Annotated in this window: 7 protein-coding genes; all 7 read right to left on the bottom strand. The window is 70.3% G+C overall.

Annotated features, from left to right (window positions below; all coding sequences use genetic code 11):
• Nucleotides 1-3: 3 nt before the first annotated feature.
• The 7 genes from ACIP4X_RS25460 to ACIP4X_RS25430 all read right to left on the bottom strand — a co-directional run bounded on the left by ACIP4X_RS25460 (nt 4) and on the right by ACIP4X_RS25430 (nt 13,148).
• Nucleotides 4-6,363, bottom strand: coding sequence for an SDR family NAD(P)-dependent oxidoreductase (locus ACIP4X_RS25460; protein WP_401350778.1), 6,360 nt, complete (start codon nt 6,361-6,363; stop codon nt 4-6).
• Nucleotides 6,364-6,504: 141 nt separating this feature from the next.
• A complete protein-coding gene (locus tag ACIP4X_RS25455; protein ID WP_358728071.1) occupies nt 6,505-6,906 on the bottom strand; it encodes an acyl carrier protein in 402 nt (133 codons plus the stop codon).
• Between the two features lie 7 nt (nt 6,907-6,913).
• Nucleotides 6,914-7,489: an FcoT family thioesterase gene (locus tag ACIP4X_RS25450; RefSeq protein WP_358728069.1), complete on the bottom strand. Its 576-nt coding sequence runs from the start codon at nt 7,487-7,489 to the stop codon at nt 6,914-6,916.
• 145 nt (nt 7,490-7,634) lie between these two features.
• Nucleotides 7,635-8,837, bottom strand: coding sequence for a cytochrome P450 (locus tag ACIP4X_RS25445; RefSeq protein ID WP_358728067.1), 1,203 nt, complete (start codon nt 8,835-8,837; stop codon nt 7,635-7,637).
• Between the two features lie 40 nt (nt 8,838-8,877).
• Nucleotides 8,878-9,765: a TauD/TfdA family dioxygenase gene (locus tag ACIP4X_RS25440; protein ID WP_358728065.1), complete on the bottom strand. Its 888-nt coding sequence runs from the start codon at nt 9,763-9,765 to the stop codon at nt 8,878-8,880.
• A gap of 305 nt (nt 9,766-10,070) precedes the next feature.
• Entirely contained in the window at nt 10,071-11,318 is a 1,248-nt protein-coding gene (locus ACIP4X_RS25435; protein WP_401350775.1) for a serine/threonine-protein kinase, read from the bottom strand.
• Nucleotides 11,319-11,429: 111 nt separating this feature from the next.
• Nucleotides 11,430-13,148, bottom strand: coding sequence for a serine/threonine-protein kinase (locus ACIP4X_RS25430; protein ID WP_358728061.1), 1,719 nt, complete (start codon nt 13,146-13,148; stop codon nt 11,430-11,432).
• Nucleotides 13,149-13,632: the final 484 nt, after the last annotated feature.

Here is a 13,632-nt window from a genome sequence, read left to right as displayed (position 1 = left end):
GGGTCACAGCTCCATCATCGCGGCGAGCTCGGCGTCGGCCTCGGCGTCGGAGAGCGCCGCCACGTCGTCCGCGGACTGCTCGTCCTCGGCCGCCGCCCGCGGTACGAGCTGCTGCTCCAGGTACTCGGTGAGCAGCCCGACGGACGGGTAGTCGAAGACGATCGCGGAGGACAGCGGCACCTGGAAGGCCGCTTCGAGGCTGTTCTTCAGTTCCACCGCGCTGAGCGAGTCCAGTCCCAGTTCGAGGAACTTCGCATTGCCGCCGACGTCGTCGGGTCCCTCGAAGTGGAGCAGTCCCGCGATCCGGGCACGGACCAGCTCGTTGACGCGGGCGAGCCGTTCGGACTTCGGCAGGGCACGCAGCGCGTCCAGGTCGACGGTGCGGACACCGGCGCCGCCGGCCCCGGCCACCTCGTGGTAGAAGGCGTTGGCGGCCGGTCGGCCCGAGACGAAGCGGTCCCAGTCGAACTCGCCGATCATCAGGTGCGCGGCGGGCTTCCCGAGCGCCTTGAACATCGAGCGGGTGCCGTCGGCGGGCTTGAGGAACTTCATGCCCTGGGACTCGATGCCGCGGATCAGCTGCTCGCTCAGCTCCGCGGCCATGCCCACCTCGGCCCAGGGGCCCCAGCTGATGCTCAGGCCCGGCAGGTCCCGCGCCCCGCGCCACTGCATGAGAGCGTCGATGAACGCGTTGCCGGCCGCGTAGTTGCCCTGCGCGGACGACCCGACCACCGAGGCGATCGAGGAGAAGCCGACGAAGAACGGCGCGTCCGGCAGGTTGCGCAGCGCCTCGTGCAGGTGCCAGGTCCCGTACACCTTGGGCTGGAAGACCTTGTCGATGCTTTCCCAGGAGAGGGAGGAGATCGGCATGTCCGCGAGGACGCCGGCCGTGTGCAGAACGCCGCCCAGCGGGTGCTGTCCGGCCGTCACGAAGTCGACGAGCCGCCGGACGTCGTCGGGCGAGGCCACGTCGCACTGGAGCGTGCTGACCCGTACCCCCTCGCCCAGCTCGGCGGCGAGCGCTGCGGCATCCGGCTCCGGGACGGCGCGTCGGCCGACCAGGAGGAGGTCCCGGGCGCCGAGGTCGACGAGCTTCTGCGCCATCACCAGCCCCAGGGCGCCCATACCGCCGGTGATCACGTACGAGCGGTCGGCCGTGACGGTGACCGGGCGCTCCTGGAAGCCGTCCTCCTGCTCGAAGCTGATCACCAGCTTGCCGACGTTGGCTCCGCGGCTGAGGACCGCGAACGCCTCTTCGACCTCGTCCAGGGTGTGGACGGTCGTCGGGAGCGGCTGCACCGCACCCTCGGAGAGCAGCCCCGCCACCGTCTGGAGGATGCCCTTGTTGACCTTCTGAAGCTTCTCTTCGGCAAACTCACTGAGGTCGAAGTTGTAGTACGTGACGTCCGGCCGTGCCGCACGCGCCTGCTCGGCCGACCAGATGCCGATCTTGCCGAGCTCGACGAACCGGCCGCCCTCGCCGAGCGCCCTCATACCGGCCGTGATGTAGTCCTTGTTCAGGCTGTTCAGGACGATGTCGACGCCCTTGCCGCCGGTGACCTCCAGTACCTGGTCGGCGAACTCCAGGGTGCGCGAGTTGAAGACGTGCTCGACACCCTGGGCGCGCAGCAGCTCCTGCTTGCGGGGGCCGGCGGTGGCGATGATCTCGGCGCCCGCGAGCTTGGCCAGCTGTACCGCGGCCTGGCCCACACCGCCGGCCGCCGCGTGGATGAGGATCTTGTCGCCCTGCTTGATGCCGGCCAGGCCGTGCAGCGCGTAGTAGGCGGTGACATAGGCGGTGGCCAGTCCGGCCGCCTCGGCGAACCCGATGTTGGCGGGCTTGCGCACCGCCATCGCCGACGGCACGGTGACGCGCCGCTTCATACAGCCGAGGTGACTGAGCAGCACCTCCTCGCCGGGCCGGAACTCGGCGTCGGGGCCGGCCGCGACCACCGTGCCGGCGCCCTCGAAGCCGAGGTCCAGCGGCCGGTACTCGACACCGCTGTCCTCCGCGTGGGCCTTGAGCAGCCCCAGCACGTTGAGGACGTCCTTGAAGTTCAGGCCCGCCGCGTGCACCTGGACCTGGATCTGGTCGCCCTCGGGTGCCACGTCCTCGATGGGCACGGGCCGGACGTTGGAGAACTCCCCGAACTCGGTGATGGCGAGCTCGAAGTTGGCGTCGTTCGTACCGGCCGGGTCGGCGCGGTGGATCCGGCGCACGTGCCGGTTGCCGTCCCGGAAGGCGACCTGGTACTCGTCCGGCTCGGCGATCAGCAGCTCGTCGGCCAGGGCCCTGCTGTCGCCGCCGACGGGGAGGTCGATCAGCGTGGCCTGGTAGGCGGGGTACTCGTTCCACAGCGTGAGGCCAAAGCCCCACAGAGTCGCGGCGGGCGAGACCTCCGAGGCACGGCCCGGCCGGCCGGGGCGGTCACCGGGCAGCCGCTGGGCCCCCTCGGTGACCAGCCACAACCGCTGGCCGCGCCCGAACGCCGCCTTCTCCAGCGCCGCCAGGAGCTCCAGCAGCTCGCGGTAGTTGGCCTCGCACTCCGACCGCAGGCGCTCGGCGGTGACCGGGCCGGGTGCGCTCTTCCAGAACCAGCAGACATCGGTGGGCCGATCCCCCAGCAGCCCGGCTGCCCCGTTCGCGTCCGGCGCGAACGTCAGGGAGGCGCCGCCCGCTTCGAGGTGCTCGCGTACGGACTCGAGGTCCGCCGCGCCCCGGTTGGCCACCAGGACGCGCCGTTCGCGTTCGCCGCCGCCCTGGCGTACCAGGGAGCGCTTCACCCAGCGCGGCTCGTGGAACAGCTGCCGGCGCGGGGCGCCCGCGGCAGCGGTGACCTTCTTCAGCCGGAAGCCGCGCACGACGAACACCGGCCGGCCCTGCTCCGTCAGGAGCATGTCCGCGGTCATCTCACCGTCGGTGTTCTCCTCACTGGTGAGCCGCACGTAGCTGCGCAGTTCGTCGCTCTTGGGCTTCTTCAGCAGCTGGAAGCGGCAGAAGCCGACCGGGAGGTAGGTGTTGCCGTTGTCCAGCACTCCGGCCAGCGACTGGGTGACGTTGTCGAGCACGACCGGCGGCAGGTGCTCCAGCGCGTGGGCCGCCCGGCCGCGCAGCCGGGCGACGGAGACGCCGTCGCCCTGGCGTGCGATGTGCTCGATGCGCTGGAACTCCGGGCCGTATTCGAGCCCGAGGTCGGCGAACTCCGCGTACAGGTCGTCTGGGCGGCGGGGCAGCGACGGACGACCCTCGGCCGCCGCCTTGCTCTCCAACTCCGCCGCGACCTCCCGCAGTTCCGGAAGGAGTGTGTAGTCCGTGCCGATGCGGGCGGTGACGTGGCAGCGCTCGATGGCGTTGTCGGCTCCCGGTATCCGGCTGAGGATCTCGACCTCCGCGCCGCCGCCGGGGAGTTCCCGCAGCCGGGTACGGAGCTCGGTGCGCCGCTCGTCCGAGAGGATGACCGGCTCCTGGATGGCCACGTCCTGCAGGACGCGGCCGCTCTCGCCGTAGACCGCGTCCTGCAGGGCGAGCAGGATCTCCACGTAGCCGGCGCCGGGGAACACCGTCTGTCCCATGACGACGTGGTCGAGCAGGTAGGACGGCTGCTCGGGGCCGATCTCGGCGGCGAACTCGCGCATGCCGTCCCGGAGCTGCGCGGCGGTGCTCACCTCGACACCGAGCAGCGGGTTGTACGCCCGCGAGGCGTCGACCACGCGCTCCTTGGAGTGCCGGTCGCCGGTGATGGGCAGCCAGTACCGCTTGGTGTCGAAGGCGTACGTCGGCAGTGCGGTCCGCCGCCCACCGCGCCCCTGGTGGTAACCCGCCCAGTCGATCCCCAGGCCGGCGGCGTAGCACTCGGCCACCGACGCCCGGATGACCGAGGAGTCCGTGTCACCCTTCGCCGAACTCCGCAGCCAGACGTGCTCCTTGGCGTCCAGGATCCGCTTGCCCAGTCCCAACAGAGTCCCCGAGGGACCCACTTCGATGAAGACGTGGCGGCCGCGGGCGCCGATGGCGGCCATGCCGGCCTGGAAGTCGACGGGCTCCGCGATGTGCCGCACCCAGTACTCGGGGGTGGACATCCCGGCGACGTCGGCGACCCGGCCGGAAACGTTGGAGACCAGAGTGAACTCGGGCTCGTGGAAGGTGATGTCCTGGATCTCCTCGCGGAAGGCGTCGAAGACCTCTGCCATCAGCGGCGAGTGGAAGGCGTGCGAGACCGCGAGCCGCTTGGTGCGCACACCGCGCTCCTCGAGCTGGCCGGTGATGGCCACGACGGAAGCCTCACCGCCGGAGACGACGCAGTGACCAGGGGCGTTGAAGGCGCCGAAGGTGACGTCCTCGTAAGCTTCGAGGAGGGGGGCGACCTCGTTCCCCCCGGCTTCCACGGCGACCATCGCGCCGGGCGCGGTGACGGACTGCATCAGCCGGGCCCTGGCCGCGACCAGGCGGACCGCGTCCTCCAGCGAGAAGAGTCCAGCCACGGTCGCCGCGACCACTTCGCCGATGCTGTGGCCGATCAGGACGCTCGGCTGGACGCCCCAGCTCAGCCACAGCCGTGCGGTGGCGTACTCCAGGGAGAACAGCGCGGGCTGGGTGAAGCAGGTCTGGTCGATCGCCTCCGGGTCCTCGGCGTCGCCGAGGAGGAGTGCCTTGACGGACCGGCCGACACGCGCCTCGAAGAGCCGGTCACAGGCGTCCATGTGCTCCCGGAACACCGGATAGGCGTCGTAGAGCGGCCTGCCCATGCCCGTGTACTGGGAGCCCTGGCCGGTGAAGAGGAAGGCGGTCCTGCTCAGTTCGGGGCCGGCGGTGGGGGTGCGGGCGAGCAGCGCGGTCAGTTCCTCGGTGTCGCGTACGACGCCCACCAGCCTGCTGCCGAAGTGGGCCCGGGCGACGTTGCTGGTGTAGCAGACGTCGGCCAGGCTCAGATCCTGATGCTCGGCGAGGTGCGCACGGTGGCGCTCCATCTGGAGCGCCAGGGCCTTGTCGTTCTTCGCCGAGAGGGTGAAGATGTGCCCCCCGTCGGTCGCCGACGGTTCGGCCGGGGCGAAGGCGGGGGCCTGCTCCAGTACGGCGCAGGCGATGGTGCCCGCGAAACCGAAGGAGTTGACGATGGCACGGCGGGTGTCCGCCTTCCAGGGCCGTCCGTCGACCGGCACCTCGACGCAGTAGTCGTCCCACGGGATGTGCTCCGAGGGGGTCGCCATGTTCAGGTGCGGATAGATCCTCCCGCTGTGCAGTTGCAGCGCCGCCTTGATCACACCGCCGATGCCCGCCGCCGCTTCCATGTGGCCGACGTTGGTCTTCAGCGAGCCGACGACGATCGGTGCCGCCTTGGAGTGCGACTCGGCGAAGACGGACTGGATGGCTCCCATCTCGATGGGGTCGCCCAGCGAGGTGCCGGTGCCGTGCGCCTCGACGTACTGGATGTCCGCGGGGTCCAGCACCGCGTTGTCGAGCGCGGCGCGGATGACCATTTCCTGGGCCGAGCCGTTGGGCACGGTCAGGCCGCCGCTCTCGCCGTCCTGGCGCACGGCCGAACCGCGTACCAGCGCCAGCACGCGGTCACCGTCGCGCTTGGCGTCCGTGAGCCGCTTGAGCACGACCATGCCGCAGCCCTCGCTGCGGCTGTATCCGTCGGCGGAGGAGTCGAAGGTCTTGCACTCGCCGTCGACGGAGAGCATGTTCGCCTGCGAGAAGACGATGTGGTTGCGCGGGTGGTGGATCGCGTTCACCCCGCCGGCCAGCGCGATGTCGCACTCGCCGCGGCGCAGCCCCTCGGCGGCCAGGTGCAGAGTCACCAGGGAGGCCGAGCAGGCGGTGTCCACGGCCATGCTCGGTCCGCGCCAGCCGAGGAAGTACGAGATCCGGCCGGGCACCGCGGAATGCGCCGTCCCGGTACCCACGTTGGCGTCCAGTTCCTCGTACGCGAGGGCGTCCGCCTCGATGGTGTAGTCGACGGTGGAGACGCCGACGTAGACACCGCCGTTGCCGTTCCGCAGGCTGTTCGGGTCGATTCCGGCTTCTTCCAGGGCTTCCCACGCGGTCTCCAGCGCGAGCCGCTGCTGCGGATCGATGTACTGCGCTTCCTTCGGCGAGATGTTGAAGAACTGCGGGTCGAACTGGTCCACCCGGTCCAGGAATCCGCCGGCGAACGTGCGAATCCTTCCCTTCACATCCTGACCGCCCGAGGAGAACCCCTCCACGTCCCAACGGTCCACGGGGATCGGCCCCGTGCCCGACCGGCCCTGCTCAAGGAATTCGGCGAAGCCCGGAAGCGTGGAGTTCCCGCCGGGGAAACGCATCCCGACCCCCACGATCGCAATGGGCTCGTACTTTTCGAGCAGCAACTCCCTGAGCACTTGACGCTGCTCCTGAAGTGCTTCGCGAGCAGCGTCCAGCTCTCCCTGCGCATCCGGGCGCCGATTGGGCATGACGGATCCTCCGCTTCAGAGGCAGCGCTGCGCCCCCGGAATAGTTCGTTGGCCGGACCAGGTATGCGTTCAGTCCCTGTACAGGTCGTTCAGCAGGTCGGTGATCAGTGCCTTGCGGGCGGGCGGCACGGTGCCGGCGCCCCTTCCTTCCGACGCCGTCGACTCCCCGGTCAGCGTCGGGAGGATCTCGTTCTGCAGGTATTCCACGAGGCGGGCCAATGTCGGTACCGCGAAGAGCACCGCCGTGTCGATGGCGCAGCCGAGCTGCGCCTCCAGGCGCTGCTTGATCTCGGTGACACGGAGTGAGGTCAGGCCCAGGTCGAAGTAGTTCTGGTCGAGCGGAACCTCTTCGCCCTCGGACATGAGCAGCGCGGTCCGGAACTCGCTGCGCGCCAGTTCCTCGACCCGAGAACGCCGCTCCGGCCGGGAAAGGCCGCGCAGCTGCTCAACCAGTGGCGTGGTCTTCGTCATGAATGCCTCAGGATCGATTCTGATTGCATATCGGGTTCGTGATGGCTATCCGCACTTCGCCGTGGCAGTTGCCGCCGTTCTCGTCCCAGTAACGGCAGGAGGTCTGCGCGACCAGCAGCGCCTCGTGGAGGTCGTCCCCTTCCCATTCGGTGAGGTCGAGGATCTCGATCTCACCGGAGAACCTCCCACCTTGCATCGCACGCCGGAAGGCGCTGCGGAAATCGGTGATGAGGAAGTCGGCAAGCTGACGCGACCAGTAATCCGCCATGCTCCAGGAAGAGAGCGGCTCCAGGAGCCGCTCCTTCACCACCTTGGCGATCACGTAATACATCATCTGGTTGTAGCAGATGTTGAATTCGACCGAGTTGAAGTGCCCGGTGTCGTCGATGTAGCACGACTCCGGGATCTCGAACTCACAGGACGCCGACACCCGTCCCGCCTCTCCAGGGCGGTCGGCCAGCTTCACCACCGCGGACTTGAGGTACTGGCAGTTGAGCCGGTACGGCTTCAGCACCTGCTCGAGCAGCACCTCGTCGGTGGCGAATTCAGTTGCCGGTGCCGGTGGCTGGGACAGGGCCGGCATCTCATTACCCCCCAGGATGAGATCAGTGCGCGACAGTCAGCTTTTCCAGGGATCGGATGGAATACCCGGGCCGCGGCGCCGAAGGGAGTCTTCACCTCGCCGTACGGACGGCGGGGCCCCGGGGTATCCGGCGTCGGCGACGTGTTCAGAACCTCACCGGCAGTTTGTGCGGGACCCGGATCAGGTACGACGGGCGCCAGACGACCTCCTCCTCGGGCACGGCCAACTGCATCTTCGGGAAGCGGCGGACCAGTTCACCCAGCGCGATGCGCAGCTCGTGCCGGGCGAGCTCCTTGCCCGGACAGTGGTGCGGGCCCCGGCCGAATCCGAGCTGCCAGTTCTCCTCGCGCTCGAAGTCCAGCTTGTCGGCGTCGGCGAAGCGCACCGGGCAGCGGTTGGCCGCGCCGAGTGAGATCAGCACGCAGTCGCCGGCGGCGATGGTCTCGCCACCGATCACCACGTCCTCGGCCGCGAACCGCCGGATGCCACTGTGGGTCGAGCCGTCCCAGCGCATCAGTTCCTCGACCGCGTCCGGGATGATCCCCGGGTTGGTTCGCATCTGCTCGGCCTTCTCCGGGTGCTTGAGCAGTGCGATCACGGAGGCACCGATCTGGCCGACCGTCGTGTCGTAGCCACCGAGCAGCAGGAAGAAGGTCATGCCGACCATTTCCTGATCGGTCAGCGGCTGCCCCTCGTCGTCCTTGACCGAGACCCAGTACGAGATCAGGTCGTCGGCCGGCTCGCTACGCTTCAGGTCGATGAGCCCCTGGACATAGACAAGCAGCCGCTCGGCGGCCTCGCGGGCGCGCCCGGGCGCGCCGCCGAGAAGCTCGTCGCTCCAGTAGCGGAAGTCGCCCCGCTGGTCGTCCGGCACGCCGAGGATGCCGGTGGTCATCGTGATCGGGAGCGGCGCGGCCAGGCCGTCCATGATGTCGCCGCCGCCGTTGGCCTCCATGGCGTCGAGCAGCTCCCTCGTGACCTGCTCGATCCGGGGCACCATGGCCGCGACCCGCTTCGGGGTGAAGGCGAAGTTCATGAAGCGGCGGAGGCGGGTGTGGATCTGCCCGTCCTCCATGTGCAGGTTCCCGGAGCGGACGATCTCGGGCAGGATCTCGCTCTGGTAGTCCGGGCCGGCATGCCGGCGGTTGCGGACCAGGCGGCGGTCCTTGAGCGCCTCGCTGGCCTCCTCGTAGCCGGTGATGAGCCAGACGTCGTTGCCGTCCGACAGGGACACGCGGTGCAGGGGCGCGCCCGTCCTGTGCAACTCGGCGTAGGTGGGATACGGGTCCTTGAAGAACGCCTCATCGAACGGGTTCGGATGCCTGGGGGCCGGCTGCGCTGTGGTCATGACGACTCTTCCTCGGTCGTGAGATGCAGGAACGGGCTGGTCAGGCGGAGATTCCCTCGTAGAACGGGAGGTGGTCGTGCACGGTGACGCGGTACGAGACGGTGGGCTCCGGCGTCGCGGTGTGCAACGCGCGGTGCACGAGGCTGCGGTTGTCCCAGAGCAGGAGGTCGCCCTGCTCGAAGGTCTGAAGGTGGATGTTCTCGTGCTCGCCCGCCGGGTCCAGCTGGCCCACGGCCTCCAGCGCGTCCCTCAGGACCGAGTCGTCGAGCCGGTTGCCGTCGGCGTCCCGCAGTTCGGCGGTGAACCCCTCGCTGATGTAGAGGATCTGCTCGCCGGTCCCGGGGTGCTTGAAGACCGCCGGGTGCGGCGACGCCGGCGTCTTGGTCTCGATCTCGTCGAGGATCTCGGAGATCGGGCGGTACACGTCGGTCGGACGGATCTTGAAGTACCGGCGCACGGTCTGCAGCGCCACCGCGTCGGCGAGGGTGGCCTTCAGCTCGCCGGAGAGCCTCTCGTAGGCCTTCCCCATGTCGATGAAGTAGGTGCCGCGGTTCTTCTTCGGTATGACCTGGGGGTAGATCAGCGTGAGCCCGAACGGTTTCGGCATGAACATGTAGTCGGCATGCCAGAACTTGCCCGTCTTCGGCACCCCGACCTGCTTTTCCCCGTCGCTCACATTGGAGGAGACGAAGACTTCCTTCACGTCGGGGTGCTGGTACATCGGTTCGTAGTAGGTCTCCGGAGTGCCGAGCCTCCTGCCGAGTTCGAGGAATCGCTCGGGTGAAAGATCCTGGTTCTTGAGCACCAGGATCTTGTCGCGGTAGGTCCGGGCCTTGAGCTCCTCGAAGTCCCCGTCCGAAGCAGTGGCAAGATCGAAGGACTCGACCACCGCCCCCATCTTCTCACCGGCCTGTCGAGTGATTTCCACTTCAGTCCTCCCCATTGACTGAAAACGTGCGTTCATCGGCAAGCTCATGCTCGGAACGACGCTATCTCAGGTCGCTAAAGAGACCCTTAATATGGACTTTTCATGACGGTCGTCATTTCAACCGGCCGGCCGTCCTCGCCTGCCGGACTGTTGGTGGGCAGGCCGCGGGCCCGGCTCTCGCGCCGGGGGAGGGTGCCCGCAGGGCTGTGGCGTGAGTGATCGGCAGGGGCCGGCCCGGGGCCTTCAGGCCCCGAGACGGGCGGGTGAGTGGAGGCGGGGCGCAACCCCGGAGGCCGGGGGCGCCGTCACGGGGACACCGAGTGGCCCGGTGTCCCCGGGGTCCCGTCCGGTCCGTCCTCCGACGACGCCCACCACACGCCCGCCCCGAGTACCCCCGCGACCACCACGCCCGCGACGGCCAGCGTCAGCCTCCGCCGCCGTGCCGCGGCCCGGTGGCGGGCGGCGGAGCCGGGGCGCGGCGCGCCCGTCGCCCGCGGCACCCGGGCCGTGCCCCGCGCGCCTCCCGCCAGCTCGTCCGGTGCCGGCACCCGCATCGACGTGTGCGTGTCCCGGTTGGAGTCCGGCTTCGCCCCGGGCACCAACGGGACCGCTCCGCGCCGTACCCGCTCCCCGGGCCCGCTGGGCGGCACCGGCCGGTCGGACGACGTCTCCTCGCCCGCCTCCCGCGAGGCCTCCGCCTCCGGTTCGTCCACGTCCAGCGGCGGCATCCCCACGAGCATCGGCTGGAGCTCCCTGAGCCGGTCGCCCAGCTCCGAGGCCCGCAGCCGCGACGCCGGCGCCTTGGCCAGGCACTGCACGATCAGCCGCCACAGCTCGTCCGGGATGCCCGGCAGGGGCGCCACCGTCTCCGTGACGTGCCGGCGCAGCACCGCGCCCGGATGCCCGCCGCCGAACGGGGTGAAGCCCGCCAGCAGCTCGTACAGGACCGTGGCCAGCGCGTAGATGTCCACGGCGGCCCGCGGGGGCAGGCCCTCCACGATCTCCGGCGCGAGATAGTCCGGCGTACCGATGATCTTCGTCGCCCGGGTCCGCTTCGGGGAGTCGATGAGTTTGGCCACACCGAAGTCGGTCAGCAGCGCCGGATGCGCGCCGCCGGGGCCGAGCGGTCCCTGCATGTCCAGCAGCACGTTCTCCGGCTTGACGTCCCGGTGCACGACCCCGGCCGCGTGCGCCGCGGCGAGTCCGTCCGCCACATCCGCCACGATCGCCACGGCCGCCTCGGGCGCCAGCCGCCGCTCCCGCTCCAGCCGGGTGCGCAGGTCCGTGCCGCGGACCAGGTCCATGACGAGGGCCAGGTCGTTGCCGTCGACCACCAGGTCCCGTACGGAGACCACGTGCGGGTGCTCCAGGCCCAGCAGCGCCGTCCGCTCCTGCACGAAGCGGCCCACGAGTTCCTGGTCGGACGCGAGGTCCCCGCGCAGCAGCTTGACGGCGACAGGGCCGTCGGGTCCTTCGCCGAGCCACACCGTGCCGGCGCTGCCCCGCCCCAGGATCTGGTTGGCGGTGTACCGGCTACCGATCTTCCGTGCCAAGACTGCTCCTACAGACGCGTGTTGCCGACAAAGCTACGCGTCCGGCGAGCCAACCCTCACCACGGAACAGGAATTCACCCGCCGGCTGTCGACAAATCCCCAGACCCGCGCCTAGTTGCTGCCGCCGTCCCCGCCGCCGAGTTCCTTGAACAAGTCGCCCACCTTGCCGGCCCAGGAGCCCAGTTGGTCCCAGTAGCCCTTGCCGGTCCCGAACCACTCGTGCAGCGGCGTCAGTTCCCAGACGAGCCAGCCCGCCACCACCAGGATGATGATCGTGAACAGGCAGCCCTTGAGGCAGCCGAGACCGGGGATCTTCATCGGGTTCGCGCTGCGCTGCCGCGGCGGCCTCGGCTCGCGGACCGGCCGCCGGGGCTCGGGCTGGGCGGGCGGCGCGTACCGCTGCGGCTGGGGCGCGTACCGCTGCGGCTGTTGCTGCTGCTGGTAGCCGCGGGGCTGCGCCTGGGGGGCCTGCGACCGGCGCGGCGGCTGCTGGGGCCGGGCGACCTGCCGCTGGGGGCGGCGGCGCAGCGGGTCCTCGCCGGGGTCCAGGTACTGGACCTGCGTCTGCTCGTTGCGGTCGCGGGCGGCGCGCAGCTGGTTCTGCCAGGGGTGCGGCTGCTCGGGCTGCTGGTCCCCGTACGGACCGCCCGCGCCGTTCATGTCGCCGGGCGGGCCCTGCGGCATCGGCGGCATCACGCGTGTGGAGTCGCCGCCGCCGTGGGCGGGCAGCACGGTGGTCGGATCGGCCGCGCCGGGCATGCCCGTGTGCGGCAGGACGCTGGTCGCGGCGTTCGGGTCGTACGACGCCGCGCCCTGCGGCAGCACCTGGGTGGGGTCGGCGGCGCCGGGCACGTCGGGAGCGGGCACGGGCGCGGGTGCCGGGTCGGGTGCCAGCAGCGCGCCCACGGCCTCCGCGGCGGCGATCTGCGCGGCGCCCGCGTGCACGCCCACGCCGTCGGCGACGACGCGCAGGCCCCGGGCGAGGTTCTCGGCGCTGGGCCGCTCGTCGGGGTTCTTGCGCAGGCAGCGCTCGATGACCGTCCACAGCGGGTCCGGGACGGTGGACGGGCGGCGCGGCTCGGCGCTCAGATGCTGGTGCAGGACCTCGAGCGCGGACCCGCCGGAGAACGGCGGACGGCCGGTGACCAGCTCGTACAGCAGGATCCCGGCGCCGTAGACGTCGACGGCGGAGGTCTGCGGCCGGCCCTCGGCGGACTCGGGCGCGACGTACGCGGGCGTGCCGACGAACTCGTGGGTGCGAGTGAGTCCGGGTGAATCGGCCAGACGGGCGATGCCGAAGTCGGTGAGCATCGGGTGCATCTGCCCGCCGTCCTGCCGCAGCAGGACGTTGGCCGGCTTCAGGTCGCGGTGCACGACCCCGTCGGCGTGGCTGGCCGCGAGCGCGTCGGCGATCTGGGCGGTGAGCAGCGCGGCGGCCACGGGCGTGAAGGGGCCGTTCTCGCGCAGGTAGCGGTGCAGGTCGGGGCCGTCGACGAGGTCCATGACCAGCGCCAGCAGATCGCCCTCGACCACCAGGTCGCGCACCCGCACGATGTTCGGATGGGTCAGCCGGAGCAGGACGGACCGCTCCCGCAGGAACCGCATCACGATGTCGGAGTCGTTCGCCAGCTCCTCCTTGAGGACCTTGATGGCGACGGTCTCACCGGGCTGCCCGGGCACGGCCGCCTCGGCGCCCGCCGCCATCCTCCCCCAAGCTCCTGCGACGAGCTCCGGAGCAGGGGGTGCCCCCATGCGGGCTCGCCAGACGGTCCCGGTGGCACCGCGTCCGAGCGGCTCCTCCAGGAAGTACTTGCTGCCTACCGGCCGCACGTCATGCGCTCCCTGCTGCTTGCTTGCCTGAACCCGCGCCCCCGGGGCGTCCCGCGGGTGCCGCGACCCGCCGCGCGGGTGTTCCGACCCACTTTAGGGCCTCTCATTTGGATCGTGCCGGGCTCGCAGGCCCTGGCACCGCGTCTCGCCGGCTCCTTCCACGGCGACGTACGCACGGGGCCCCGTACATGTTCGACGGAAAGACGCTCGGCACGGGTCGGTTGGTTGCCCCGTACGGACATGAACGATCCCAAGCAGGCATCGAGCGGACATTCGACGGGCATGTGCCGGGAACTTTTGCGGGCAGAGCCGACCAATCAAGATCACTTGGCGGTGGGCGGCGGGCGCGCTGTCGGTGGTAGGTGCGAGGATGCCTCCAGAACTGGCCGACGTGCTCGTGCGGTGGTGGGGGAAAGTCCGCGGTGGGGGACCGCGGGGCGGTTTCGCCCCACGCCGGTCGCGGGCGCCCGCGCAGAAGGGACCG

This window comes from Streptomyces sp. NPDC088817, from assembly GCF_044750345.1.
In the GTDB taxonomy this organism is placed as follows: domain Bacteria; phylum Actinomycetota; class Actinomycetes; order Streptomycetales; family Streptomycetaceae; genus Streptomyces.
Note: the sequence above shows the minus strand (reverse complement) of the source record. Positions and strands in the feature narration are given on the sequence as shown.

What these genes read in the sequence shown, in the direction of transcription:
- ACIP4X_RS25455 (WP_358728071.1), bottom strand. Translation starts at nt 6,906, where the DNA reads ATGACGAAGACCACGCCACTGGTTGAGCAGCTGCGCGGCCTTTCCCGG.
- ACIP4X_RS25450 (WP_358728069.1), bottom strand. Translation starts at nt 7,489, where the DNA reads ATGCCGGCCCTGTCCCAGCCACCGGCACCGGCAACTGAATTCGCCACC.
- ACIP4X_RS25445 (WP_358728067.1), bottom strand. Translation starts at nt 8,837, where the DNA reads ATGACCACAGCGCAGCCGGCCCCCAGGCATCCGAACCCGTTCGATGAG.